Below are 26,190 nucleotides of genomic sequence, written 5' to 3'. Positions count from 1 at the left end.
AGACGACGAGACAGGTTTGAGCCGCGATCCGACCGGACTCGAAAATGGCCACGCATATTCGGTCCGATTCGTGCGGAGCCTTCTCAAGGCTCTCAATCAGAACTCGTCAACCACCCGATATCGGTTAATCATCTGGTACCACTTCCACGGGCCCGACATCATGTATTCGAAGTCGGTGGCGAACTCTCGGACGCCAGTATCCGGATGCTGGCGCAAGCTGCTGCAGAGATCGGCCGTCTGCTGCATCTTTTCGCGGTGCATGTCGCAGGCACGTTGGATCGCGTGCTCCGCGGATATACCGTATTCGTGAGCCAGCACATCCACGACGTTCCAGCGCAGTTGCCGGGGCGATTGCGCATCGCGCAGGTAGCTCGCGATGTCGTTGTCGATGCCGTACAGAAAATCGCCGAGCAGGTTCAGCTCGCGCAGCGCGGGGCTGCCCCAATGTGCGCTCGAAATCGGTCGGTCGCTGCCCATGTCGATCATCGACGCGAACAGGCTCGACCCGGCCGTGTTGCCGCGGATCACCAGGAAATCCTGCAGCGTGGGCATGGTTCCCTTGACGCGGTAGCCGAGTTCGCACCCGTTGCCGTGCAGCCAGCGCAGGATACCCATGTCGAATCGGTAGAGTTGCTCGCCAGTGGCGACCTTGTGCAGCCGAAGCAGGATGTCCTGCAACGCCACCCAATACGGTTCCTGAACGTCGAGGGGCTGCTGCGGCGCATCGGCGATTTTTTGGAAGCGGGCGAGATTGGCCGTCGTTTGCGAGAAATCGCCCCGGCTGGCCGGGCCTTCGAACCCGGACTCGTCGAACTGCAGGATCCATGTGCACAGATGGCCGGCGGGTTCCAGCGTCTCGAACGGCATGCGCGGATAGCAGAGGGATGTCAGCAAGCCCGTTTGCGCCGCATGGAACAACGTCCACTCGCGCTCCGTCCGTACCAACCCGAATTTCTGAACCCAGGCTTCGATGCTCGCGTCGAGTTGCGCACGCATGGGATTGACGTCCTGAAGCAGCGGGCAATAGCGCTCGGGAATCACCAGGGTGTCCGGCACTGGGGTGAGCTGGCGCGGATCATTCATGGGCGGCACTCCGAGATGTCATGCGGGCGGGTTCAATGCGCGGGACGCCGGACCTGTTCGTCGTCACGCTGTCGACCGTCTCCATTCCCGGCGGATAAAACTGCGCCGCCCATTTCCGATATTCGAGGACGGAGCGATCCATGGGCGTGGTGGCAGGGTGGGGCCGATGAGTCTTGTAGTCCCAGATGCGCTTGTCGCGCATGTTCTGCATGTGAAACCACGGTTCATAGAGTCTGACGACGAGGGTGTTGAGCAGCAGGCGAAGCAGGCGTGGGAGGGCATCGAATGCAGCGATGCGGGCGACATGACTCCATCTGAGCGTCCATTTGGCCGGCCCGATCTGGGTGAAAGCGCCAAGCGTCCGGATTTCCAGTCCGATGCCGGGAAATTCGAGTTCACCGATCAGATAGCCAATGCCATACCAACTGGCGCGGAAGTTGAACGGCCACCGGTTCTCGTACATCGTCTTCGTGTAGGCAACCATAATGGGGCCATCGATCGTCACCTCCGGCATGACGGGCGCGCGGAAGTGATGAACGTGCGCCATATGGCCCATGTCGGCGCCGTTTTCGGCCGAATCCTGCATATGTCCTGCGATGACCGTACAGCGGTACACGGTGCGGGAGAATTCCATGCTGTCGAAGGCCGGGATATCCCACATCGGTGGATTGCCGTCGAAGTCGTACCAGACCCACGCCATTCCACCGGTTTCACGCAAGTACCATCTGCTCAACCGCAGACCCGGCGATGGGGGTTCGTTTTTCGGGCGCAGGCACGCGCCATCGGGCCCGAACGCATAACCGTGAAAGGGGCAGACGAGGTTTTCGCCCTTCACTTTGCCGCCGTGGCCGAGGTGCGCACCGAAATGCGGACAATACGAATTGATTGCGTTCAGCACGCCGGATCGAGTCCGGTACAGCACGATTTCACCGTCGGCGAGCGGGAAGGTCCGTACCGTCCCCGACTTGACGTCGTGGCTGTAACACACCGCAAACCAGCCCCTCGGATACGGTTGGACGCTGCGCTTTTCGACCGTGACGCAACGATGCTGGATAGGAATGGCCGGACAGTTCATCTCGTCTCTCCCGTTCAGGTTTCGTTCACGCGCTCGAGGCCTCGACGGCTATCGGCGACGGATTCATGGGTCGGGTAGAACTGGGCCGCCCAGCGTCGAAACGCCATGATGGGTCCGTCGCCGGGCACCAGCCTGGCTTCGTGGTTGTAGCGGCGGTGATTCCAGATCTTGATGTCGTTGCCGATCTGGTATCGGAACCACACCCTGAGCGCCAGCACCAGCGTATCCTGCAGCCCGCGTCGCAGCGGGCCTGGCCACCGGTCGAGCGCGTCGACGTGAATGAAATTCAGTACCCGGGCGCGCCATTCGAGCGGTGCGGTCGGAACCGGGCAACTGAGCACCTTCAACTGCACGCGCAGCGTCGGCACGTCGATTTCGCCGATCATGTATCCGAGGCCGCAGTACGTGTTCCGGAAATGCAGCCACTGCCTGGAAGCGTGCGTCGTGATCTCGTACGTCAGTCTGGGACCCGCGGCCCGAAAGGCGCTGACCTGCGCGTCGGCAAACTGGTGAACGCGCACCAGATGCAACCTGTCGATGCCGTTTTCGGCGATGTCCTGTACGTATCCGGGAATGTCGAAGGTGTTCCGGTCCGCGCGGGAGAACGCCCGGAGGTCGAGCTCCGGCACATCCCACGTGGGCGCCCGGCGTTCGGCGTCGTGCCACACGAACACCACGCCGTTGACTTCACGCAGCGGCCATTCGGTCAGTCGGGGCCGCCGTGCAAGGGCGGGCTGTCTCGATCCGGCTGGCATTGTCCGCCCGGCGCAAAGGAAAGCCCGTGATACGGGCAGACGAGATGCTCGCCGTCGACCTTGCCGCCATGGCCGAGATGGGCGCCCAGATGCGGACAATACGGGCTGATGGCTTTGGCGGCGCCGGACTGCGTACGGTAGACGACAAGTTCGCCACCCATGAATGGAACGGTCTGTATGCGGCCTGGTTTGAGATCGCGGCTGAAGCACGCGCCGAACCAGCCGTTCGGGTAGGGCAGCGGACTGCGCGCATCCACCACCGGGCTGTGTCGGGGCAAGATCGGGTAGGTCGGATTCCGCATGGGACATCTCCGAATGCGACGGTTGCGCAAATGACTCGTCACGCGGCGCTCGAGGCTTGCCACGCGCCGGACGGCGAGCGGATCAGGTATGCGGCGCGAGCGCCGATGCGGTGCCGTGCAGCAACTCGGCCGGCAGCGGAAAGACCGCTGTTTCACGCCGTCCGGCCATGGTTTCGATCTCCAGCGGTGTGTACGTCTGCAATGCCGCAATTACCTCGTCGACCAATGTTTCGGGTGCGGATGCACCCGACGTGATGCCCACGGTTGCGATGCCCTGGAACCACTGCGGCCCCAGCTCACCGGCATCGGCGATCAAGTGGCTAGGGATGCCCGATTCGAGCGCGATCTCGTGCAGTCGTACGGTGTTCGAGCTGTAGCGGGCGCCAATCACCAGCATCAGTTCGACTCTGCGGCAAAGTTCGCGTACGGCCGTTTGCCGGTTCTGCGTGGCATAACAGATGTCGTGGACATTCGGGCCGACGATGCCTGGATATCGCTGTTTGAGCGCGTAGATGATGTCGCGTGTGTCGTCCACGCTGAGTGTGGTCTGCGTGATATAGGCCAGCGGCGCGTCGGCGGCAAACGGCAGGGCCGCCACATCTGCCTTGCTTTCCACCAGGACCGTCGCGTCCGGTGCCTGGTCCAGCGTGCCGACGACTTCGGGGTGTCCGGCGTGCCCGATCAACACGACGGTCTTCCCTTGCGACGCATAACGCCGGGCCTGGACGTGAACCTTGGCGACGAGCGGGCAGGTGGCGTCGAGCACATGCAAGCCGCGCTGGCGCGCTTCTGCCTCCACCATTTGACCCACACCATGGGCACTGAACACGGTCACCGCCTGTTCGGGAATGTCGTCGAGGGACTCGACGAAGACTGCACCTTTGCGCTTGAGGCCGTCTACGACTCGCCGGTTGTGGACGATTTCGTGCCGAACGTAGACGGGAGCACCGTATTTTTCCAGTGCCCGATCGACAATGTCGATTGCGCGTACGACTCCGGCGCAAAAGCCGCGAGGTTCGGCAAGGATGACGCGCATGTTGAAATCTCCGGGAAAGGTGCGATATGTCGATAAACGCGGAACAGGGTGCCGTCATGGCCGACCGGCGAATCCATCCGCTGTCGCGTAAGAGCGTGGTTCTCTGCCGGCGCCGAGCGTTTGCTTCAGATTCAGCGCGGCGTGCCGCGCATTGATCAGCGGTTGTTCGCAAAAGCTGCGCGCGGGGCCTGGCGGCAGCGCGTCAAGGTACGCCTGCGCCAGTGCGAGCTCTCGCTCGACATAACCGAGCATCTCGGGCAAGCCCCAGCCGTGCGGCCAGAAATCGACCCCGCGCCCGGTGTCTTCGTCGCGATCGATCAGGATGTTGACGGCCTGCAGCGCGCGGCCGTATCCGATGGCGTCGGTACGGTTGGTATCGGTGTGATTGAACCAGCCCCACAGATCGCTGAGTAGCAGTACCAGCGTGCCGGCCACCGCATAGGTATACCGGTTCAGGTCCTGCTCGGTCCGGATCGCGAAATCCGATTCGACCCAGTCCGCCATTCGCTCTGCCATGACGGAAAACGTGTCCAGTACGCGAGGCGCGATGTCGATCGGCGCGAGCGTGACCCATTGGCCCAGTTGCAGCGAAACCGGCGGGAGAACGTCCTCATAGCCTTCAAATGCAGTCTGAAAATCCGCCGGGGAGAAATGGGTTTGCAGGATGGCGCTGACCCGCCGAAGCAAGCGAGCACGGTCCGCGGCGGCCATGGTCGGATGATCTTCGATTTCGTCGATGCCGCGCATGCACAGGTAGGCGCACGACGCCGCCTCGTTCAGCCTGGGCGGCAGGCCGACTACGGGCAGATACCATGTCTTGCTGTACTGCCGGATCATGTCATGGGCTTTCGAGAGCGGAACCATCTTTTTCTCCCGGTGGGAAGGAAAGGTTGCGGGCCAAGGGTTGCGGCAGGGTTAGGACACCAGGCTCATGCGCGTCATTGTTCGGGGCGAACGACAAGAGGCGGCGACGTCATTGAAAAAGCGATCGATGGATCGCACCAGCCCATCGACATCGAGGCCGCAGGCGGCCAGCAGCATGGCCGGGTCGCCATGCTCGATGAACTGGTCCGGCAGGCCGAGTTGTAATACGGGAATCGGCACACGATGCGCGGCCAGCACTTCCAGACAGGCGGAACCCGCACCACCGGCGATGCAACCTTCCTCTACCGTGACGAGTACGTCGTGCTGGTCGGCGAGGGTACGCACCAGATCGATATCCAGCGGCCTGATGAAGCGCATGTTCGCCACCGTGGCATCCAGTTGCTTGCCGGCTTTCAGTCCAGCCCCCACCATGGAGCCGAAAGCCAGGATCGCGATGCGGGCGCCTGGTGGCTGCGACGAGGTACGTATCACCGCGCCCTTGCCGATCGGGATGGGCTGCATCTCTCGAACGGGCGGCACGCCGGGGCCGCAGCCGCGCGGATAGCGCACGGCCGCGGGGCCATCGTGATCGAGCGCGGTATGCAGCATCTGGCGGCACTCGTTTTCGTCCGCCGGCGCCATGAGAACGAGATCCGGGATGCATCGCAGGAACGCAATGTCGAACGCACCCATGTGGGTCGCGCCGTCCGCGCCGACGATGCCTGCCCGGTCGATCGCAAACGTGACCGGCAGCCGTTGGATCGCGATGTCGTGGATCAACTGGTCGTATCCGCGCTGCAGGAACGTCGAGTAGATCGCTACCACGGGTTTCAGTCCGTCGGCCGCCAGCCCGCCGGCGAACGTGATCGCGTGCTGTTCGGCGATGCCGACGTCGAAATAGCGGTCCGGGAAGCGTCGTTCGAAGTCGACCAGCCCCGACCCTTCACGCATCGCCGGGGTGATCGCCACGACACGGCGATCGCGTTCGGCCTCGTCGCACAGCCAGTTGCCGAACACCTGCGTGTAAGTCGGCTTTCCGGGGGCGAGGGCGGCACGATACCCACGTCGGGATCGAATTTGCCGGGGCCGTGATACAGGACGGGATCCTTCTCCGCAAGCGCATAGCCGCGCCCTTGCGGGTGATGACGTGGAGCAGTTGGGGCCCCTTGAGCGTGCGCATCGTTTCGAGTGCGGGAATAAGCGCGTCGAGATCGTGGCCGTCGATCGGGCCGACGTAATTGAAGCCGAATTCCTCGAACAGCGTGGCGGGCAGCAGCACCCCCTTCACTTGTGCCTCGAGCCGGTGCGCGGCGCCCGCGAGAGGCGCCGGCATGGCTTGCAGCACCGACTTCGCATCCGCCTTCCGTCGATTGAGAAAACGGTTCGCCGTCAGCTTCGCGAAGCAGTCTCGCAGCGCGCCTACCGTCGGCGAAATCGACATGTCGTTGTCGTTCAGCACGACGAGAAGGCGCAGGTCCTTGCATCCCGCCAGGTTGTTCATCGCCTCGAAAGCGATGCCGGCGCTCAACGCGCCGTCGCCGATCACCGCCACGCAATGCCGCGCTTCGCCGTTGATCCGGGCGGCATGCGCCATGCCGAGCACGGCGGAGATCGACGTGCTGGAGTGCGCGGTGCCGAACGCGTCGTACGGCGATTCGCTGCGGCGCGGAAAACCGGAAATGCCGCCGCCTTGCCGCAGTGTCTTCATCGCCTCGCGCCGACCGGTCAGGATCTTGTGCGGATAGGACTGGTGCCCGACGTCCCAGACGATGCGATCGCGCGGCGTATCGAATACGTAGTGCAGCGCGATGGCCAGTTCGACGGAACCGAGATTGGACGCGAGATGCCCGCCGGTGGCGGCGACGCTGTGCAGCACGAAATCGCGCAGTTGGGTCGCGAGATCAGGCAATTGTGTGCGCGCGAGCTTCCTGAGGTCGGCCGGCGTGTAGATTGCACTCAAGGCGTTCATGTCCGTATCCCGGGGCGATCGGGCGCGGATGGGTTATAGCGATGCCGACAGGAGCACGGCGCCATCGAACCGAACCCGCGCGTGAATTTCGCGAAGCAGCGGCCGGGCTGGTGCACATGGCTTTTGGTATCGGCCCAAACCTGGGCGCCGTCTTCGTTCGCCAGAATCAGCATTTCTTCCATTTGCTTTCGCCTGAATGGATTCGCCATTTAAAAAATGAAAAGCCGCCATCGAAAATGGAATTCGATTCGGTAGGGTGCAATGCAATGCGACAGATTTCCTTGAAAATCGGATATTGAATTTCAGCGATCAAGATGAAAACGACACTTGCATTCCTGCAATCGTTGAAATGGAAGGCGTGATTCGAAAAGAGCCATGTCATTACCCATATGCAGACCGCCTGCCGATGATGCTGCCCCGTTACGAAGCAAGGCAGACAGGTGGTGGTTGCTATGCAGGTTGTAAATCAGGAAGCGTTTCCGTTAGACAACGGTTTACAAGCCGGAACGATCTGAGTTGGCTCTTTATCGAATTTATGTTTGGTTAAATCTAGGAGGGTGATTCGTGAATGTCAAGAATCAAACCCCATCTGATTTGGTAATAATGGATAGGGGGAGGCATGTGGGATTTATTATATAGGCGCCATTTTTTTGGAATTTTATATAATTCCAGAGGCAGATGAATTTCGCGAAATGATCACCCGGTTCGGAAGCCGGTAGGGCAGACAGCTACGCCTCGATAATCAAGGTGTGGTTGTTGATCTCCTTGGCGGCTGGGCTGCCGAACCAGCAATGTCGCATGCTCTGGACGCGAGATTGCGGCGCCGGACGGCCCATTAAGGCGGGAGGCGACCATTCCATCTAAAAAGCTACTACATCAAATGTCATACCCGGATTCAGATGTCGTAGCGCCAGCTAAATACAGATGTCGCATGTTTCATCGATCTTTCCATCCTTTAACGTTGAAGCGCCGAGCCTGAAGCAGCAGGGCGCTTACGTTCATCAGCGGGCCTTCGCAGACCGCCGCTCAGTTCCTGCTTTTGATGTGGCCTTCCAGATATACGCTCGCGTCGCCTCGAAGTAGCTGAAGGTCGATTCGGTCTGCGTGAAGTGCAGCATCATCAACCGGCTCGTCGCATCGTCGACGTATACCAGCAGCGTGCAGGCCGGCGCCCGTTCCTCGAACCACCGATGATCGCTGCCGTCGATCTGGATCAGTTCACCGAGGCAGGCCCGGCGTGCTCGCGGCTGGTAGACCTTGGGGGCGTTGCCGGCGCGGTATCCAGAACCCGGCGTCCGTCATCAGCCTTCTGACCGTTTCCTTCGACAACTGCAGCCCGTGGCATTCCCACAGCTTCTCGCAAGCCAGTGTTGGCCCGAAATCTGCGTAGCGCTTACGAATCAGGCTCAAGGCGCGATGAGCGAGATCCTCAGGCAGCTGATGGTTGCTCGCGTGGCCACGACGCTGCGAAACCAGCCCGCCCGGGCCAGCCACGCGATACCGGGCGACCAGCCGTTCAATCTGCCGTCGACTGATCCCGAGCCGCTCCGCGGCTCGCCAAGGCATCAGACGCTGCTCGATCACGGCTTCCACGACCTTCAGACGATCCAGCTCCCGCATGCTCATGGTGATCAGTCCAGGTGATGTGCTCCGGCAGTTCAAACCGCCGCCAGCATGCGCCGAAACCCTCGAACTACGACATTTCAACTTTGCTCAGATGCGACATTACAACTTTGCTCTTACATCAAAAATGTCGATAATTCACGTTATGTAAAGTCTGATCGCTAGCTTTCCCGATTGATTTCATCGGCTACGCACGACATTTGTCTGAGCATAAATGTAAGGTTTACGTTAGTTTACCGTCGCTCTTTGCAGTCCAGCAGGTTTTCTAGTGTCCGACCTCCGTCATGGCACGCTGCAGGAGCTTCTCGACCTCATCGACGGGCTGACCGTCAGCGATATCGCGCGCACGTTGCGCTGTTGCTCACGCACAGTCCGCAACTACCTCGCCGGCCGCTCACCAATACCGTGGCATCGCATTGAATTGCTGCGTTTATTGGCATGTGAGGCACCCGGCGAGCATACCGTTGTGCCGAGAAACGTCGAAGCTCCTGTAGTAGCCAACATCGAACCAGATCCGGCCGCGCCGGATGTAACGCCTGACGAAATGCTCGCCTGGGTTGGCGTCCATGCGTCGCATTACCTTTCGAGTCAGCGCAGCCTGGCGTATTACATTCGCGGCTGGAGCGTCGTCGATAAGATTCGGCGCGCGAAGCAGGAAGGCACGTTCAGCGCCGTCCTGGCGCGTTGGCGCACGCTCGCGCTCGAACTGCCACGCATGTGGCGTTCCGGCCCAATGTGGGCCGGCATCGGGCCGCCCGCTTACGTCGAAAGGTAATCGGGTTCGTCGGTGCCAGGCACTTCACGAACCCTGATGGCTCAGCCACAAAAAACCTCACCCTGTTACGTTGGCCAAACAACGTATTCTTTGCATCCTATTGATGGGCACTCTTGCGCTCACGAACTAGGTCGGGACAGGAGGCGCGGCAGAACCCGCACAAGACCAGCATTAATTTCAGTAATGATTTTTCGATCTGCGGTAGGTATCGCTCTGAAATTGTGGAAAATCAAATTTCTTACGTCATAAAGAAGATCTCCGCACTGCTCACTTTTGTACGCTTTATTTGCGCCGGCGAGGAGTGTCTTGCACGCAGAACAAATGTCCGCGAGCAAGTCTGCCGAGATTGATGATACCGATATCGAGGCTCTAATTCTATCTCGTTCAGCGCTTAATTCTTGGATGGGTGTAACAAGCTCTCTGAGATCGGAGGCTGTTCCGCTAAAATTATTAATCGCTTCTTTTAATTGTTGAAGTCTCTCAGAAAATACAGCTTGCATGAGCACTTCAAAAACTTGATATTGAAGCAGAAACGTCGCTATCGGATTTGCCTCATATGGGAGCATTTCGGTGTACAAGTTTTTGAAGTATGGTTCGCCCACATACTCCTTCCATACCGGATGAATTTTTAGATTTTTACCTTTGGGTAAATCCTTGAAAGCGAAGCTGCATGACGCAGAACGCCCTGGACTGTAAACGGAGTATCCGTATGAAAATAGACCGGGCAAATAGGAGTCTATATTAAAGTTGGGTTGTGCGCGAGGATTTACAACTAAGATGGAAACGCCGTCCTCGTAAAAATCGGATATTTTGTAGTCGTATGCGTCAATTGATTCTGTCAGTTGAGAATATCCCGCTGCGTCCTCTACAAGTTGCCAAAAGATAGAGGCCGCCACAGCTTGAAAATACTCATCATCGCTACGGGCGTGCTCGCGAGAGTCGAGCGCACGAATGGGCGTTAGAAGCCCAACGCGCTCATCGGCTGCAATATCAAAGATATCGTAAATCTGTCCCTCGCCAGGAACCGTCGACACAAAGAAGAACAGTTGATAGTCACGGGCTACGCGGTCTGCGTAAGGGCGTGTGACGACAATTTCCCCTTCGTAATCTTCCGAATTCACATCGGCACGCAACTCTCGACCATCCAAGCTGGCTCGATAAGACGAGAGGTGCGCGGTCTCCCCGTTTGCGGTCCGAACTCTTAACACATCACCCCCTTCAAAATACTTGACTCTTGTATTTCTGGAGGGCAAGCGGGATTGATTCGTAAAGACTTAAATACCCATCGCCCGATGGATTAAATAGCTCCCTAAAATAATATTGAAAATACATGCGCTGCGCGTTACCGATTTTTTTTGCGTTATCGGCAATCCAGCGCATTGATTTATTGAATTCAGCTAAGAACATTTGAGTTTCGCTGCCGATCGAAACTTGGGAAAGCACTGATATCACGTCCTGAAAACCTTCGATAACATCATTGTCTTTTAACTTCCCAATTGCCGCCCCAAATCCGGCCAAAGCTTGTTGCTTCTTAAATACTTGGGTCGCGGTTTTTCCCCATACTGTGCCCTCCCCAAATCGCGCCTCATCTAGCGATTCGTCATCCATTAATTCATTGACTCGTATTACGAACTGATGAAATGATGCGACAAATTCTCGGAAAAGATCTTTTCCGGAATTTTCTTGCGAGAGCTTCTCAAGACTTTTGATGTTCTCGAGGAGATCTGCGCGCTCCAGAGGCAATTCATTTCGCTCCAGGTAGCAATTAAATCCCTCTATAACCTCTTTGAAGTTATAGGCATTGAGACCTTTGGCCTTGGTTGCATCAACTTCCCGCGTGAGAACGACTCCTGCGATTTCTTCTTTAGAGTAATCAAGATAAAGCATTTCAATTTGCTGGCGCAGGGACATTGGGGTTTGCCCGGTGTTAAGCGTCAGCATTCTGTATAAAATGCCCAGTCGATTGATGCCGAGATATATTTCGCATCGAATCGGTAATTCTCGATAAGATTTTAGCCCCACATCATCGCCACGTCGCTTAAACTCATCTTCAATGTCGATGAATGAGTGGCTTCGCTGGAGTCCGTCCAAGATCATTAGATGATCGACATGCCCCTCCAGGGCTGATTTAAGGTTTTCGTTTGTTAGTTCCTTGGGGTCCGGCGAAGAGAGTGCTAGTACGATCGGCGGTATGACGCAACCTTGAACCGCGTCTGTCTTTAATAGCGAGTATATTGTTTTTGAGCTGGAGACACGCTTTCTCTGAAACTCGTTGTTGTCAAGGACTGTTCGAGCCAAATCGATATAGTCGCCAATCGATATTTCGATCAAGTAATTCGTTGCGTTGATCCGACCGTCGTGAAGTTTCGATGCGATGCGCATTGTTTTCCCTATTCTTAGGTCATTGCCCCACCGGAGTCACTGTGCAGCGGCTAGATGGGACTGGTGTGAAGATTCTACCGCACGCTATAGCTAAAATTTCCGACTCGCCCGTAAGCTCACCCCCTTGTTTCGCGATCGGCGGACACTGCATCCGGACCCAGCAGAGGGGCGCTACGAGCGCCCACGTCATCCGCTGGCTTGCAAGCGTGTCGCAGAGCTACAAGCACGTATAGCCGAAATACAATCATGTGGAAATCCGCTCCGTGCCAAGTTGGTCATTTCTTGTTCGTCCGAAAGTGCGACCGATGCCGATCCGTCGTCGGATCGTCGCGCATTTCCAGCTCCACGTCGGTCACGAAACCATCGTTTCCGATTCGGTGCGTTGCCTTCTTCACCAGCCACGCCGTTTCGTCGATTTCCGGTTTGAATCCGCTCACCGTAATAGGGGTTTCTGGAAACAAGTCGGCCTGGCCACGCGCGAGCGAGTAGTCAAGCGTCGCCTGGCTGCGTTGCGTGCGCGTGAATTCTGCTTGCGCTGCAGCGCGTGCTTCGGCCTCGGTCGCGTAGTCCTCCGGCAGCACCTTCACGTTGTGATTGTTTTCGCCGCCGCCGATGACTGATTTCCGTTTCGCCTTTCCGTTCGAATGGTAGTGCGCGCGCACGGCCGAGAAATTTTCGCGCTCGGACACATGATAGCGGTGCGTGTCACCATCGACACGACCGGCATGGGCCAGGGCGTCTATCAGCTCGTCCGAAAGTTCTACCCCGGCGCGGTCGCTATCAATTACTCGCCCGAGGTGAAAACCCGCCTGGTTCTCAAGGGCCAGTCGGTGATTCGCAACGGCCGATTTCAGTTCGACGCCGGATGGACAGACCTGGCGGCCGCCTTCATGGCGATCAAACAGACCATCACGGCCGGCGGCCACCGCGCGACGTACACGGCCGACCGCTCCGAGGAAACCGGCCACGCCGACCTGGCGTGGGCGTGCCTGCATGCGATCGACCGCGAACCGCTCGACGGCGGCGGCCTGAATTCTCAATCCTTCATGGAGATTTATTCGTGAGCGAGCGCACGCGCGGCCGCCACACGGCCGCAGCATCCTCGCATCTCGCGCCGGTCGCGCCAGCGCCGGCGCGTGCCGAAGTGTTCACCTTCGACGATCCGATTCCGGTCATGGATCGTGCCGAAATTCTCGACTACGTTGAATGTTGGTCGAATGGTCAGTGGTTCGAGCCGCCGGTGAGCTTTCACGGGATTGCGAAGTCATTTCGCGCGAGCACACACCACAGCTCCGCGCTGTACTTCAAAGCGAACGTATTGGCGTCGACGTTCCGGCCGCACCGGTTGCTTTCGCGCGCGCAATTCGGGCGCCTGGCGCTCGAATTCATGGTGTTCGGTAACGGCTATCTCGAACGGCGACGGAATCGGCTCGGTAACACACTACGCCTTGAGAACTCACTCGCGAAGTACACCCGCCGGAAGGCCGACTTCAGCGGCTACGTATACGCGAACGGCTGGCGGATCGAACATGAATTCGAGCCGGACAGCGTGTTTCATGTGATGCAGTCGGATATCAACCAAGAGGTGTACGGCCTGCCGGAATATCTCAGCTCGCTCCATTCGGCCTGGCTCAACGAATCGTCGACGCTGTTCCGCCGGAAGTATTACGAGAACGGAAGCCATGCGGGCTCCATCCTGTACATGACGGACGCCGCGCAAACTCAGAGCGACGTGGACAACATGCGCTCCGCGTTGAAGAACAGCAAGGGACCGGGCAATTTCCGAAACGTGTTCATGTATGCACCGGGCGGCAAGAAGGACGGCATCCAGCTTATCCCCGTTTCCGAGGTTGCCGCGAAGGATGAATTTTTCAATATCAAGAACGTGACGCGCGACGACTTGCTCGCCGCGCATCGCGTGCCGCCGCAGCTGCTCGGCATCGTGCCGAGCAATTCGGGCGGGTTTGGCACGCCCGACACCGCTGCGCGCGTGTTCGGGCGAAATGAGATTGTGCCGCTGCAGTCGCGGTTCCTGGAATTGAACGACTGGCTCGGCGAAGAAGTCGTGAGCTTCGATCCGTACGCCATTCCGCCGGCGTCGCCCGCGGCATAGGCGACGGCGGGCCGGCGCGACATACGCGGCCGGCCCCGGCGCGCTACGCGTGCGCTGCAGCGCGTGCGCGTGTTGGTGTCGGTGCCGGCACCGGCGCCGCTTCGGCCGCCGGCTGTGCCGGCGCAACGGTCAGGTGCAATCCCAACGCACCGACAACCTTCATGATCGTTGCAAACTCCGCGTTCCCACCTTCTGACAGCGCCCGATAGAGCGCTTCGCGCTTTACGCCGGACTCGCGCGCAAGCGCGGTCATGCCGCGCGCCTTTGCGACGTTCCCGAGCGCGGCCTGGATCAGGCGCGGATCGCCATCTTCGAACGCTTGCGCCAGGTAGTGACGAATCGTTTCCTCGTCCTTCAGGTACTTCGAGCCGTCGAATTCGGCCAGTTCGCTGATTTTCATACTCAATCCTCCAGTTCGCCGGCGATTTGCTTCGCCGTCTTGATGTCCTTCTTCTGCGTCGACTTGTCCCCGCCGCACAACACCACGACGATGATTTTTCCGCGCCGCACGAAGTAGGCCCGGTATCCCGGCCCTACGTCGATCTTCATTTCATTGACGCCGTCACCGACTGCGCGCCACTGGCCGAGGTTGCCGAGCTTCGCCCGCTCGATGCGCAGGCTGATTGCCGCGCTGCCGACTGGATCGCGAAGCCCGTCGAGCCAGCTATCAAATTGGGGGGTCAAGACTTTGAACATAGCGCAATTGTAACCCATGGGGGACACTATGGCTACTGCTTTGTGCGGTTCGCCGGTTCGGCGCCGGACGCGGCGGGCGGCAGTCGGACCAGTGGCCGCCCGCGCATCATTTCCGCACGGTTTTTCGCGTTATGTGTAGGGGGCGTATAGACGGCCTATACCGGGTTGTCCGTTGACTGGCAGCCGAGCCGTCGGATGCCGCCAGCGAAGCCGCTGTAGGGGTGACAGCGCGCTGAGCGGGCACCCTCAGGGGCGGGCGGGGGTACTGGCACGCCGGCGGCACCGGCGCCACTGCGCAGTCCCCTCCCCGCCTGCCCGCTTCATTTATCAGGGCACTTTCTATGCACCTGGGCGGCGGACCGCGGGCGGCAACTAGCGCGGGCCTGCGGCCGTTTCACGATGCGATATTTCTGTGCGCTTCCATGCAGTCGCGGCGAGCGGCTACAGGTCAGTGAACTTGAACGGGCCTTCGTATTTAAACAAGCTTTTTAGAATTTCAGCCGTTCGAGCGAGAATATGTTTATTCGAGTTTAACTTTTTAGAAATATCCTCGAAAGAAACGTAGCAAATCTCCAAAACATCGTCCGCCACGAAGAATAAATAAAAATCATCTGGGGCGATCGGTCTCTCTGTTTTGATTCGCGTCCCAATAGCTGCAACCAATTTCTTCTGGAACTCGGGCAGCAGTACGTCAATTCGCTCGCTGTCCTTCATTATGTTTTTGTAAAATTCTTCAGTTTTCCCCTTGACGAGTTTCACATTTGCCTCGTGCAGCCTATCGTATTCGGACAGCAAGGATGGAAAGTCATTCTTTGTCACGAACCAAATTTTAGAGAAAACATCATCGTCCTTAAATATGTATCGGCCGATATAGGGAATCCGCTCAGCAAATTCGGCGCCAATTCCAGAATCTGAAAAATCAAATCTAATAAATTTGGTATCAGCAAGGGAAATGAGATTGTATTGATAAAACCTCGGCACTTTTCTACCCTTGCTCCCTCTATTCAAATAGTGCTGCTGCGCCTTCATAAGCGACATGACCGACTCGAACATCGCAGGGGAGTCTGAGGGTTTTCCTTGATCTTTTCCCTTCGCCCCGTCTTCGCGCTGCGCGCCCATTTCCATAGGTTGAAGTGCAAAAACCTCAAATTCCGGTTTATCTAAAATTCCATTCACCCGGCGGCTTGCGGCAAATCGAGGGTAAATATTTCTCCAGTTTTCTTTTTCGATATAGTACTGCATCGGTTTGTTGTCAGTCCAAAAATGAAATGGATCGTAGACGATGTTCGGATTCGAGTGGTCCGCCGATCTTGCAAGGAAGCCCCATGCCGCATTTGCGCTCTTTTTGCAGCTAATTATTAGTGCTGTTACGACCTTTACCGGAGTATTGCTGATCTTGTAGGCAACAATATCGATCTCCCGCGGCTGATCGCGATCAGAATCAATGTAGTACATTCCAGAAATGATCGTCCAACCTCGGGATTTTAATATTGCCGAAATTTCATACTCAAGCGGGTAGCCGGTTTTCTTTACCCCGGCAATCATTTTGTCTAGATCCAAATCGTGCGTCATCATGTCCCCGTGGCAAATTCGATAGGAAATCGCCTTTGCGACGCACGCACTGCGAGCCGGCGCGTGCGCCACCGTGGCTACCTCTAGTCGATATCAACATGATAGCGCCGAGTCGACGCTCCAGACCCTCTCAGCGCTCAGCGAGTGTGAGACTCCGTTACATAACCGGCTGCTGCAAGCGCAAGCACTGCATTCCTCGAAATTCCGAGTTTGTGAGCGCAATCGTCAATGCGTTGCAGCAAGTGCCGGTCAATATCAAGGCTTATCTTCTTCTTTGTTGGCCTACGAACGGATGACTGTTCGGCAGTCGGGCGATGTGACGCCACAGAGGGCGCGTCCGGTGCGGCAGAAATGAAGGCCTCAGCCTCTGCGCTGATGCGTATCGCCGGCTTTCGCGTAATGGACATATGAACCCCTATCGTTCTGATATCGATTCGATGTGGTTTCGCTTCTTGTTTGATGTTGGGCCGATACCGGCCCGCGCTTATGCACCGGCAGCCGACTTATCCAGCACCCCGAACACCGCGTCTTGCAGTCGCTCAATTTCCGCGCACGCGGTTGTATCGCGGCGCCCCATTTCCTCGACGTGCAAACCGACCGCGCTGGCGTTGGCGTACGCCTTTCGCCGATACAGACGGCACGGCAGCAGGTCGAATGCGTCGTAGCTGGCAATAGCCGCTTCCGCTTCGCGGTTGTCGGCGCCCTGAGTGTCCGCCGCGTTCAGGAAGGCGAGCGCGCGGACCCGGTTCACCTTGCGCGCCTCGCCGAGTAGTTTCGCCATGTCATCCAGCGCCCAGACATCGAACGAGCGCGGCATGACCGGGATCAGCACCACGTCGGCGACCGCGAGCGCGGCACGAAATGCGCTCGAATCGCGCGCGCCGATATCGATAACGACGTGATCGTATTTCTGCGAGTTCGCCAGGATCGCGCGGTGCAGCTCCTGCCCGTCATCGCAGTACAGCGACGCCAGGCCAAGGAGACCGGCATCGCTGCGCACGAGCGCGGCGCCGGCGCTTGAGCCTTGCGGATCACCGTCGACCAGCCAGGCACGCTGGCCGGCAAGCATGACGCCGAGCGCGAGCTGCACGGCAACCGTCGATTTCCCTACCCCGCCCTTCGGATTTCCGACCGCTACAATCATCTATCACCCCTATATCAAAACGATATCGAATCGATATCGATGCACTATCTGTTGGATGGCACGTCGATATCCCTCTATGGCACCGCTATACAAGCGGAATCTGTTCGCCGAGCCGCGGCCGCCGCTCAATAGGCGCGGCCAGGTCTAGGCCAAGTCGTGCGCGGTACGTGTGACCGCACACGACGTCGTCGCACTGGTAGTCGATTTCCCACTCCAGCTCGGTTTTCTGTTCGAGCACGCGCGCGATGCCGCGCGCGCCGCAATGCGGGCATGCAATCGTGAATCTCATGCGCCGACCTCCAGATACGACTGGACCCTGACGACCTCTCAGCCCATCAAACCCCAAACAACGCCAACCCCGCCACCACGATGCCGATCGCGGCCACGCCGATCGACAGCCCCTGCATCCATGATCGTCGCGTGAGGATCGTGATAGCTGCCACCGCTTTCGCTGCGGCGATGTCTCCGGGTAAAGCGCAGGTGCGTCAACGCATCTGCCGCCATTCCTGCCATCCGACGCATGCGAAACCATCCATGAGGCCGGACAGGTTCGAATGTTTCAAATATATGCAATTCAATCCGGATTGTTTTAATTTCGATTAAATTCCCGTCTTCCGCCAGCCTTGTCATCCGTCATTTCATTTCCTATAAATCACTGGTGCCGAGTCAATCGAAAATACAGCGGCGACACTCGAGACAATCACCCCAATAGAAGGAAATTGAATGCCTGGCATTCGATAATGCCAATGCTCCGGCATGTCCCGCCGCTCGGACGTGACCGCTGGCGTTATCCGGCGCCATCATGGTCGATCTGCCATCGTCCAGCCGGATTGGAGCACCACCGAATTCGCCGGAATCGCGGCCTTTGACGATGCCGGCGCGCCATGCGTCCGAAACGCATGGTGCTGTTCTCGAAGGCACGGGGAAGCATCCAACCTCTTCAAGGTGAAAAAAATGAGTCTCAATCCGATTGAAAATCAGCCACACGGGACCTTTGCAGAATTCGCCAACACGGCCCCTGTTTCTGCCACCGAGGTCGATACATTCAAAATGGCGCTCTATCACGACGGTGTGCAGTTAGGCTGGCTTGGCCAAAACAGCGGCGAATGGGCCGTTCTCGTCGATTCCGCCGCGAAAGCGTTGACGCTGGAACAGTACCCTTATAACGGCGTGACGTATTATCGGATCCTCGGCACCAGTCGATATATGTCCGTCAGCAATAACGCCTACGTGGGTTTCTATAACTGGATAGGCGCGCGCGGATGGACGCGTCAGGGCTCTATTTTGATTTCCGATTTCAACCACCAGAAACTGTCGCTCTATTCCAAGGACAACGCGTATTTGTATGCGTGGGATGCCTACACCGTGCTCGATGTGAGATTCGACGGGCAATAACGCACGACGCTTCGCCCGCTGGCTTGAATTTCCGGCGGCGATACGGCGCAGGAAGCGGAGCATCCCCCGGCGACACGGGCGGGATGCCCGCCGGGTTGCGCCATTCGCATTCATCCCACGATCAAAAAGGGAAACGCAATGACCTTCAAGATTCTCAGTTGCGATGGCGGCGGTATCCGGGGATTGATCACCGCCCTGCTCATCCAGGACCTCGACCGGCGCAGCCGGATCATCGCGAGTGCCGACGGCTTTGCCGGCACATCCACGGGCGGCCTGATCGCCCTGGGGCTCGCCTGCGGCGTATCCATTTCCGAGATCGTCGATATCTACAGGACGAAGGGCCCGGTGATCTTTCGGGAAAACGGGGCGTGGCTGGCGCAAAAGCAAGCGCTCGAACAGCACCCGCAAGCACTCGAACAAGGCACGGTCCTGGCTGGCCCGGGCGTGTTCCAGTGCCAGTATGTCAACACCGGGCTACAGGAGATCGCCAAGTCGCTGGTCGGCAACGGCAAGCTGGCCGATCTGTCCCGCTTCGTCGCAATCAACTCGGCGCGCCTGTGGGATCCGCCCACCAAGAGCTGGGCTCCGTGCACCTTCTCCAACGGAAACGGCAACGCCTACCGTAACGTCAGCCTGTTCGATGCCGCACTTGCCACGTCGGCTGCGCCGACGTATTTCCCGCCGTACGAAATCGCCGGGCTTGGCTATTTCGCCGATGGCGGCGTGTTTGCGAACAATCCTTCCGTGTCCGCCATTGCCGAGGCGCTGGCGAGCCGTCGCGCAGGCAGCCTGGACGATGTGCGTCTGTTGTCGCTCGGCACCGGAACCAGCCCCGTGGGCATTCCCCCGGACGCCGTCGGCAACCCGTTGACCTGGGGCGTTTCGAAATGGCTGTGGCCGCTCGAAAGCGGGCGCGTACCGGCGGCAGCCCTGCTCGGGCTGACGATGGATACGACGGCGGCGATCGCCGCACAACAGGCCGGGCAGATACTGAACGCCAATTACCAGCGCGGAAATTTCGTGCTCGGTCAATCCATCGCACTGGACGACTGGCGCAAGGTGCCGGAACTGGAGAAGGAAACCCAGGCGTACATGAGGACCGCCGAGTGGCAACGTGTTTGCCAGTGGGTGGAGCAATTCTGGCGCTGATCGCAACGTCGATAGCCGGGCTTTCGTGAGCAGCAGGCGCTGCAGGTGCCGATGGCGAACGAATCGGAAACAACGAGGCCGGGCAGAACGCCCGGCGCTCGGCAAGGCCAGCCGCGTGTGTACCGCGCAAATGGCGGCACGCACGCGGCCAACCGGCCATCAGACCACTCTCAGACGGCCATCACCGTCACCGACTTCGTGACGAGATACGGCTCCAGCGCTTCCGGCCCGCCTTCCGACCCGTAGCCCGAATCCTTCACGCCGCCGAACGGCATTTCCGGCCACGGCGTGGCCGGCTGGTTGATCCACAGCATCCCGACTTCGAGGCGCTGCGTCAGCAGATGCACGTTCGCGAACGAACGCGTGAACGCGTAGCCGGCCAGACCGAACGGCAGACGGTTCGCCTCGGCGATCGCATCCTCGAGCTTGTCGAAGCCGCGAATCGCCGCGACCGGGCCGAACGGCTCGTTGTTGAACACGTCCGCTTCGAGCGGCACGTTCGCGATCACGGTCGGCGCGAAGAAGTTGCCTTCCGCGCCGATCCGCTCGCCGCCGGTCTCGATGCTCGCGCCGACCTTGCGCGCGTTGTCGACGACCGACGCCATCGCGGTCAGGCGCCGCGGGTTCGCGAGCGCGCCGAGCGTCGTGCCTTCCTCGAGGCCGTTGCCGACCTTCAGCCCTTCGGCATGCTTGACCAGCGCGCGGGTGAATTCGTCGCGGATGCTGTTGTGCACGAGAAAGCGCGTCGGCGAAATGCAGACCTGCCCCGCGTTGCGGAATTTCGCCCCGCCGGCGGCCTTCACCGCGAGCGCGACGTCCGCATCCTCGGCGACGATCACCGGCGCGTGGCCGCCCAACTCCATCGTCGCGCGCTTCATGTGCTGGCCCGCGAGTGCGGCCAATTGCTTGCCGACCGGCGTCGAACCCGTGAACGTGACCTTGCGGATCACCGGGTGCGGAATCAGGTACGACGAGATTTCAGCCGGATCGCCGAACACGAGGCCGATCACGCCGGCCGGCACGCCTGCGTCGACGAACGCGCGCAGCAACGCGGCCGGCGAGGCGGGCGTTTCTTCCGGCGCCTTCACGAGGAACGAACAGCCGGTCGCGAGCGCGGCGCTCAGCTTGCGCACGACCTGGTTGACCGGGAAGTTCCACGGCGTGAACGCCGCTACCGGGCCGACCGGCTCCTTCACGACCGTCTGTTGCGCATTGAGGTTGCGCGGCGGCACGATCCGGCCGTACACGCGGCGGCCTTCGTCCGCGAACCATTCGATGATGTCGGCCGCCGACAGCACTTCGACGCGCGCTTCGGTGAGCGGCTTGCCCTGCTCCTGCGTCATCAGCTGCGCGATCGCGTCGGCGCGTTCGCGCACCAGCGCGGCCGCCTTGCGCATCGTCGCCGCGCGTTCGTGCGCGGGCACCTTGCGCCATGCCTCGAAGCCGCGTTGCGCGGCGGCGAGCGCACGGTCGAGATCTGCGATGCCCGCGTGGGCCACCTTGCCGATCGGCTTGCCGGTCGCCGGGTTCACGACGTCGATCGTCTTGCCGCTCGCGGCGTCGACCCACTCGCCGTCGATCAGCAGTTGCGTATCCGTATAAGTCACGTTAGCCATCCAGACACCCCTACATTGCGTCGATAAAACGCGCGCTGCCGCGAACGGTCGCGCGCCGGTTGACAGAAACAGAAAAAGCCACGCCGCCGGGGGCAGGCACGCGCCCGGCGGCGTCGACGGCAGGCACGCCGGCCCGCCGTCGTTTTGCAGCGCACCGCGCTCAGTGCGCGGCCGCCGTCGCCTTGCGGAGTTTCGCGACGTCCGCCGCCTGCACGGCCGGCGCGCCGTTGTTCCAGCCGGCGCGCATGAACGTCAGCACGTCGGCGACCTGCTGGTCGTTCAACTGGTTCGAGAACGCCGGCATCGGATACGCGGACGGCACGCCACCGATCACGAGCGTGTCGCTGCCGTTAAGCGTCACGTTGATCAGCGACGACGCATCGGCCTCGAGCACGTTCGGATTGCCGGCGAGCGGCGCGAGCAGCGGCGCATAACCGCGGCCGTCCACCCCGTGGCAATGCAGGCAGTAAGCGTTATACACCTTCGCGCCCGGATCGGCTGCCGGCCGGCCCAGTGCGACCTGCGTCGCCTTCGGATCATAGCGGTACGGCGGTGCGCCCGTGCCGCCTGTCGCCGGCAGCGACTTCAGGTAGCGCGAGATGGAAGCCAGATCGTCGTCGGTCAGTTCCTGCGTGCTGTGGTTGATCACGCTCACCATCGAGCCGAACGCGGTCGCGTGCTGATTCGCGCCGGTCTTCAGGAACTGCGCGACGTCCGCCTCGTTCCAGCGGCCGAGCCCGGTGTTGTGCTCGCCGGTCAGGTTCGACGCGAACCAGTTGTCGATCGCGGCGCCGGACAGGAACGCCGCGCCGCTTTCGTCGAGTGCCTTCTCCTGGAAGCCGACACCGCGCGGCGTGTGGCACGACCCGCAGTGCCCGAGCCCCTGCACGAGATACGCGCCGCGGTTCCACATCGCGTCCTTGGCCGGCTTGTCCGCGTACGGCGTCGTGTCGAGGAACACCATGTTCCACAACGCGAGCGGCCAGCGCATGTTGAGCGGCCACGGGATGTCGGACGGCCGGTTCGCCTGCTTCACCGGTTCGACGCCGTGCATGAAGTACGCATACAGCGCCTTCACGTCGTCGTCCTTCAGCTTCGCGTACGACGGATACGGCATCGCCGGATACAGGTTGTGACCGTCCTTCGCGACGCCCTTGCGCAACGCGCTGGCGAAATCTGCTTCGGTATAGCCGCCGATGCCCGTCTCCGGGTCGGGCGTGATGTTGGTCGTGTAGATCGCGCCCATCGGCGTGACCATCTTCAGGCCGCCCGCGAACGGCGTGCCGCGCGGCGCGGTATGGCACGCGACGCAGTCGCCGGCTTTCGCCAGATACGCGCCGCGGGCGACGAGCGCGCTGTCGGCGGGCGCCGTCTGCGCGGCATGCGCAGCCGTGCCGATCACCAGAGCGGATAGCGCGAACAGCGACGCGCGGAGCGTGTTCAGGTTCAGGGTGAGATATCGCATGGTCGTCTCCTCCCCTCAGGCCGTTTTCAGCTGGTTGCCGACCGGCAGCTTGCGCAGCCGCGTGCCGGTGGCCGCGAAGATCGCGTTCGACAGTGCCGCCGCGGTCGCGGCCGTGCCCGGCTCGCCGATCCCGCCCGGCGCCTCGCCGCTCTTCACCAGATGGACTTCGATCGGCGGCACCTCGTTGATTCGCATCATCCGGTAGTCGTTGAAGTTGGTCTGCACGACGCGGCCGTCCTCGATCGTGATCTCGCCGTACAGCGCGCCCGTGATCCCGAAGATGATGCCGCCCTGCACCTGCGCCTCGATCGTGTTCGGATTCACATACATCCCGCAATCGACCGCGCACACGGCGCGCTTGACCTGCACCTCGCCGCCGTCCACCGCGACGTCGATGACGATCGAGAAGAAGCTGCCGAACGCGTGCATCACCGACACGCCGCGCCCTTGCCCCTTCGGCAGCGATGTGCCCCAGCCGGCCGCCTTCGTCGCGACGTCGAGCACGTTGCGGGCGCGCGGCGTCTTGTCGAGCAGCGCGCGGCGGTACTGCACCGGGTCGGTCTTGGTCTGCGCGGCCAGTTCGTCGATGAAGCTTTCGACGACGAACGTGCTGCGCGTCGGCCCGACGCCGCGCCAGAACGCGGTGGGCACGTGGCGCGGCTCCTGGCGCACGTAGTCGACCAGCTGGTTCGGCAGGTCGTACGGCAGTTCGGCCGCGACCTCGACCGCGTCGGGATCGACGCCGTCCTTGACCGCGGGCGGCGCGAAGCGCGCGAGGATCGACGAGCCGACGATCCGGTGCTGCCACGCGACCGGCTTGCCGTTCGCGTCGAGGCCGGCCGAGATCGCGTCGTGGTAGCACGGTCGGTACATGTCGTGCTGGACGTCTTCCTCGCGCGTCCAGATCACCTTCACCGGTGCGTTGACCTGTTTGCCGACCTTCACGGCCTGGCCGATCATGTCTGTCTCGAGCCGTCGGCCGAATCCGCCGCCGAGCAGGTGGTTGTGCACGACGATCTTGTCCGGCGACAGCCCGGTCAACTGCTGTGCCGTGTCGCGGGCGCGGGTCGGCACCTGCGTGCCGACCCAGATCTCGCAGCCGTCGCCACGCACGTGCACCGTGCAGTTCACCGGCTCCATCGTCGCGTGGGCGAGCAGCGGCTGTTCGTAGACGGCGTCGACGCGCGTCTTCGCGTTCGCGAACGCCTTGCCGACGTCGCCTTCCTTGCGGGCGACCGCGCCCTTGCCGTTCGCCGCCGCCTGCGCGAGATCCGCGAACAGGTCCTTGGTCGACACCTTCGCGCCCGCGCCTTCGTTCCACTTCACGACGAGCGCCGACGCGCCGCGCTTCGCGGCCCACGTGTGATCGCCGACCACCGCGACCGCGTTGTCGACGCGCACGACCTGGCGCACGCCGGGGATCTTCCTCGCGGCCGTGTCGTCGACGCTCGCGACCGTGCCGCCGAACACCGGACTGTTCACGATCACCGCGTACAGCATGCCGGGCAGGCGCACGTCGAGCCCGAACTGCGCGGTGCCGTCGACCTTCTCCGGCGAATCGAGGCGCTTCGCGGGCGTGCCGATCAGCTTGAAATCCGCCGGCTTCTTCAGCACGACGTCCTTCGGCACCGGCAGCTTCGCCGCAGCGTCGGCCAGCTGGCCATACGATGCGCGCCGGCCGCTCGGCGGATGCTGCACTTCGCCGTTCGCCGCGCGGCAGCTCGCCGGATCGACGTTCCATTGCTTCGCGGCCGCCGAGACCAGCAGCGTGCGCGCGGTGGCGCCCGCCTGGCGCAGCGGGTCCCACGCGTAGCGTACCGACGTCGAGCCGCCGGTGAGCTGGCCGCCGAGCAACGGATCGAGGAACAGCTTCTCGTTCGGCGGCGCATGATCGAGCGTCACGCTCGACAGCGGCACTTCGAGTTCTTCCGCGATCAGCATCGGCAGCGCCGTATAGACGCCCTGCCCCATCTCGACCTTCGGCATCACGAGCGTGACCTTGCCGGCGCGGTCGATCTGCACGAATGCGTTCGGCGCGAACACGCCGGGCTGCGCGGGTTCGGCCGCATCGCCGCCGATCACCGAGCGGCGCGCATCGTCGCCCGCCGCCGGCAGGCTGAAGCCGAGCAGCAAGCCGCCGCCGGCTGCGGCGCCGAGCGACATGCCGAGTTTAAGAAACGACCGGCGCGATACGCCCGCAGTCGCCCGGCCTGCTTCGATCAGTCCTCGCGACATGTCAGGCCTCCTTCGCGGCTTGTTTGACGGCCGCGCGAATCCGGTGGTACGTGCCGCAGCGGCAGATGTTGCCGGCCATGGCCGCGTCGATGTCGGCGTCGCTCGGGTTCGGGTTCGACGCGATCAGCGCGGTGGCGGCCATCACCTGCCCCGACTGGCAGTAGCCGCACTGGACGACGTCGAGCTCGCGCCACGCCTGCTGGACCTTGTGGCCGGCCGGCGTCGCGCCGACGGCTTCGATCGTCGTGATCTTGCGGCCCGCGACGGCGGCGACCGGCAGCACGCACGAACGCGCGGCCACGCCGTCGAGATGCACGGTGCACGCGCCGCATTGCGCGATCCCGCAGCCGAACTTGGTGCCGGTCAGGCCGACGACGTCGCGCAGCACCCAGAGCAAGGGCATGTCGTCGGGGGCGTCGACCGAGCGGGTTTCGCCGTTGATGTTGAGGGTGATCATTCAGCCTCCGGGGCCGTTGTATTGGGGGAGCGGCGCGAACGACGCGCGCTGCGTCATGGGTCCTCGCCGTTGCGTCGTGCGCAACGGGTGCCGCGCGGCCCGGGTGCGGGCGGGCCGCGGCGGAGGTGTTGCGTGCTGCGTCGTTACTCGGCCACGTCGATGCCCGCCAGCACCTTGATGACCGGCGGCGCGGTGAACCAGTCGGCCGACTTCGTGCGGAACTCGCCGAAATACGGGCTCGCGAGGTGCGCGTCGAACGCCGCCTGGTCGTCGTAGATCTCGTACAGATGCAGATTCGGCGAACCGTCCTGCTCGCGGAACAGGTCGTAGCGCCGGTTGCCCGGTTCGGTGCGCGTCTTGGCGACCATGCTGCGCAGCTCGGCCTCGGCGGCCTGCGCGTGCTCGGGTTTCAGGAACAGCGAAGCAATCACGTGAAGCGCCATTTTTCACTCCTTGGAAAACGGAAAACGAGCATGCCACAAGC

At 61.0% G+C, this 26,190-nt stretch carries 24 protein-coding genes and 4 pseudogenes; 6 read left to right on the top strand and 22 right to left on the bottom strand.

Annotated features, from left to right (window positions below; genetic code table 11):
• Nucleotides 1-96: 96 nt before the first annotated feature.
• The 7 genes and pseudogenes from SY91_RS20580 to dxs form a co-directional block, all read right to left on the bottom strand.
• The gene (locus SY91_RS20580) at nucleotides 97-1,083 is read right to left on the bottom strand and encodes a terpene synthase family protein (protein ID WP_159086622.1); all 987 of its coding nucleotides are present in this window, start codon (nucleotides 1,081-1,083) and stop codon (nucleotides 97-99) included.
• A complete protein-coding gene (locus SY91_RS20575) occupies nucleotides 1,076-2,158 on the bottom strand; it encodes a Rieske 2Fe-2S domain-containing protein (RefSeq protein WP_023475996.1) in 1,083 nt (360 codons plus the stop codon). Before SY91_RS20575 ends, SY91_RS20580 begins: the two co-directional genes overlap by 8 nt.
• Before the next feature lie 14 nt (nucleotides 2,159-2,172).
• The gene (locus SY91_RS20570; RefSeq protein WP_185921331.1) at nucleotides 2,173-2,835 is read right to left on the bottom strand and encodes a hypothetical protein; all 663 of its coding nucleotides are present in this window, start codon (nucleotides 2,833-2,835) and stop codon (nucleotides 2,173-2,175) included.
• 29 nt (nucleotides 2,836-2,864) lie between these two features.
• Entirely contained in the window at nucleotides 2,865-3,215 is a 351-nt protein-coding gene (locus SY91_RS20565) for a Rieske 2Fe-2S domain-containing protein (protein ID WP_185921330.1), read from the bottom strand.
• Between the two features lie 82 nt (nucleotides 3,216-3,297).
• Nucleotides 3,298-4,251 carry a 4-hydroxy-3-methylbut-2-enyl diphosphate reductase gene (ispH, locus tag SY91_RS20560; RefSeq protein ID WP_006479010.1) on the bottom strand — a complete coding sequence of 318 codons (954 nt, stop codon included), beginning with the start codon at nucleotides 4,249-4,251 and terminating at the stop codon, nucleotides 3,298-3,300.
• Between the two features lie 54 nt (nucleotides 4,252-4,305).
• Complete coding sequence (locus SY91_RS20555) at nucleotides 4,306-5,115, bottom strand: squalene/phytoene synthase family protein (protein WP_006479011.1); 810 nt, start codon at nucleotides 5,113-5,115, stop codon at nucleotides 4,306-4,308.
• A 51-nt stretch (nucleotides 5,116-5,166) separates the two neighbouring features.
• Nucleotides 5,167-7,084: pseudogene (gene dxs / locus SY91_RS20550) on the bottom strand (1-deoxy-D-xylulose-5-phosphate synthase).
• A gap of 41 nt (nucleotides 7,085-7,125) precedes the next feature.
• On the opposite strand from dxs, the gene SY91_RS20545 reads away from it, so the two are divergent.
• Nucleotides 7,126-7,383: a hypothetical protein gene (locus tag SY91_RS20545; RefSeq protein WP_185921329.1), complete on the top strand. Its 258-nt coding sequence runs from the start codon at nucleotides 7,126-7,128 to the stop codon at nucleotides 7,381-7,383.
• A 750-nt stretch (nucleotides 7,384-8,133) separates the two neighbouring features.
• Here SY91_RS20545 and SY91_RS20540 read toward each other — a convergent pair.
• A pseudogene (locus tag SY91_RS20540) lies at nucleotides 8,134-8,710 on the bottom strand (ISNCY family transposase); the annotation flags it as partial.
• Nucleotides 8,711-8,975: 265 nt separating this feature from the next.
• On the opposite strand from SY91_RS20540, the gene SY91_RS20535 reads away from it, so the two are divergent.
• A complete protein-coding gene (locus SY91_RS20535; RefSeq protein ID WP_043887433.1) occupies nucleotides 8,976-9,482 on the top strand; it encodes a hypothetical protein in 507 nt (168 codons plus the stop codon).
• A gap of 119 nt (nucleotides 9,483-9,601) precedes the next feature.
• On the opposite strand, the gene SY91_RS20530 is transcribed toward SY91_RS20535, so the two are convergent.
• From SY91_RS20530 to SY91_RS20520, 3 genes and pseudogenes are all read right to left on the bottom strand, one after another.
• Nucleotides 9,602-10,630 carry a hypothetical protein gene (locus SY91_RS20530; protein WP_185921328.1) on the bottom strand — a complete coding sequence of 343 codons (1,029 nt, stop codon included), beginning with the start codon at nucleotides 10,628-10,630 and terminating at the stop codon, nucleotides 9,602-9,604.
• Between the two features lie 70 nt (nucleotides 10,631-10,700).
• On the bottom strand, nucleotides 10,701-11,864 hold the full coding sequence (locus SY91_RS20525) for a hypothetical protein (protein WP_185921327.1): 1,164 nt from the start codon (nucleotides 11,862-11,864) through the stop codon (nucleotides 10,701-10,703).
• A gap of 275 nt (nucleotides 11,865-12,139) precedes the next feature.
• Nucleotides 12,140-12,583, bottom strand: a pseudogene (locus SY91_RS20520) (contractile injection system protein, VgrG/Pvc8 family); the annotation flags it as partial.
• Here SY91_RS20520 and SY91_RS20515 point away from each other — a divergent pair.
• Nucleotides 12,569-12,928, top strand: a pseudogene (locus SY91_RS20515) (terminase); the annotation flags it as partial. The pseudogenes SY91_RS20520 and SY91_RS20515 sit on opposite strands and share 15 nt — an antisense overlap.
• Nucleotides 12,925-13,977 carry a phage portal protein gene (locus SY91_RS20510; protein WP_023476007.1) on the top strand — a complete coding sequence of 351 codons (1,053 nt, stop codon included), beginning with the start codon at nucleotides 12,925-12,927 and terminating at the stop codon, nucleotides 13,975-13,977. The pseudogene SY91_RS20515 and the gene SY91_RS20510, both read left to right, overlap by 4 nt.
• 43 nt (nucleotides 13,978-14,020) lie before the next feature.
• Here the strand turns inward: SY91_RS20510 and SY91_RS20505 are convergent, their stop codons facing one another.
• The 6 genes from SY91_RS20505 to SY91_RS20480 form a co-directional block, all read right to left on the bottom strand.
• Entirely contained in the window at nucleotides 14,021-14,377 is a 357-nt protein-coding gene (locus SY91_RS20505; protein WP_023476008.1) for an addiction module antidote protein, read from the bottom strand.
• A 2-nt stretch (nucleotides 14,378-14,379) separates the two neighbouring features.
• Nucleotides 14,380-14,673: a type II toxin-antitoxin system RelE/ParE family toxin gene (locus tag SY91_RS20500; protein ID WP_185921326.1), complete on the bottom strand. Its 294-nt coding sequence runs from the start codon at nucleotides 14,671-14,673 to the stop codon at nucleotides 14,380-14,382.
• A 441-nt stretch (nucleotides 14,674-15,114) separates the two neighbouring features.
• Complete coding sequence (locus SY91_RS20495) at nucleotides 15,115-16,245, bottom strand: hypothetical protein (protein WP_185921325.1); 1,131 nt, start codon at nucleotides 16,243-16,245, stop codon at nucleotides 15,115-15,117.
• A 484-nt stretch (nucleotides 16,246-16,729) separates the two neighbouring features.
• Entirely contained in the window at nucleotides 16,730-17,389 is a 660-nt protein-coding gene (locus tag SY91_RS20490; protein ID WP_043887438.1) for an AAA family ATPase, read from the bottom strand.
• 85 nt (nucleotides 17,390-17,474) lie between these two features.
• Nucleotides 17,475-17,678 (bottom strand): ogr/Delta-like zinc finger family protein, encoded by a 204-nt coding sequence (locus tag SY91_RS20485; protein WP_023476011.1) that lies wholly within the window; start codon nucleotides 17,676-17,678, stop codon nucleotides 17,475-17,477.
• Nucleotides 17,679-17,716: 38 nt separating this feature from the next.
• A complete protein-coding gene (locus tag SY91_RS20480; protein WP_185921324.1) occupies nucleotides 17,717-18,019 on the bottom strand; it encodes a hypothetical protein in 303 nt (100 codons plus the stop codon).
• A gap of 126 nt (nucleotides 18,020-18,145) precedes the next feature.
• Between SY91_RS20480 and SY91_RS20475 the strand changes: the two genes are divergently transcribed.
• The gene (locus SY91_RS20475; protein WP_260632479.1) at nucleotides 18,146-18,784 is read left to right on the top strand and encodes a hypothetical protein; all 639 of its coding nucleotides are present in this window, start codon (nucleotides 18,146-18,148) and stop codon (nucleotides 18,782-18,784) included.
• A 138-nt stretch (nucleotides 18,785-18,922) separates the two neighbouring features.
• On the top strand, nucleotides 18,923-19,933 hold the full coding sequence (locus SY91_RS20470) for a patatin-like phospholipase family protein (RefSeq protein ID WP_023476013.1): 1,011 nt from the start codon (nucleotides 18,923-18,925) through the stop codon (nucleotides 19,931-19,933).
• A gap of 170 nt (nucleotides 19,934-20,103) precedes the next feature.
• Here SY91_RS20470 and SY91_RS20465 read toward each other — a convergent pair whose 3' ends face one another.
• The 5 genes from SY91_RS20465 to SY91_RS20445 all read right to left on the bottom strand — a co-directional run bounded on the left by SY91_RS20465 (nucleotide 20,104) and on the right by SY91_RS20445 (nucleotide 26,149).
• The gene (locus tag SY91_RS20465) at nucleotides 20,104-21,549 is read right to left on the bottom strand and encodes an NAD-dependent succinate-semialdehyde dehydrogenase (protein WP_043887440.1); all 1,446 of its coding nucleotides are present in this window, start codon (nucleotides 21,547-21,549) and stop codon (nucleotides 20,104-20,106) included.
• A 160-nt stretch (nucleotides 21,550-21,709) separates the two neighbouring features.
• Nucleotides 21,710-23,014, bottom strand: coding sequence for a c-type cytochrome (locus tag SY91_RS20460; RefSeq protein WP_006479017.1), 1,305 nt, complete (start codon nucleotides 23,012-23,014; stop codon nucleotides 21,710-21,712).
• A 15-nt stretch (nucleotides 23,015-23,029) separates the two neighbouring features.
• Nucleotides 23,030-25,249 (bottom strand): xanthine dehydrogenase family protein molybdopterin-binding subunit, encoded by a 2,220-nt coding sequence (locus SY91_RS20455; RefSeq protein WP_011547692.1) that lies wholly within the window; start codon nucleotides 25,247-25,249, stop codon nucleotides 23,030-23,032.
• A 1-nt stretch (nucleotide 25,250) separates the two neighbouring features.
• On the bottom strand, nucleotides 25,251-25,706 hold the full coding sequence (locus SY91_RS20450; RefSeq protein WP_006479019.1) for a (2Fe-2S)-binding protein: 456 nt from the start codon (nucleotides 25,704-25,706) through the stop codon (nucleotides 25,251-25,253).
• A 143-nt stretch (nucleotides 25,707-25,849) separates the two neighbouring features.
• A complete protein-coding gene (locus tag SY91_RS20445) occupies nucleotides 25,850-26,149 on the bottom strand; it encodes a putative quinol monooxygenase (RefSeq protein ID WP_006479020.1) in 300 nt (99 codons plus the stop codon).
• Nucleotides 26,150-26,190: the final 41 nt, after the last annotated feature.

The sequence above is a fragment of the Burkholderia cenocepacia genome, from assembly GCF_014211915.1.
Lineage (GTDB): Bacteria > Pseudomonadota > Gammaproteobacteria > Burkholderiales > Burkholderiaceae > Burkholderia > Burkholderia orbicola.
The sequence above is the reverse complement of the archived record's forward strand: the minus strand, read 5'-3'. Positions and strand labels throughout refer to the sequence as shown.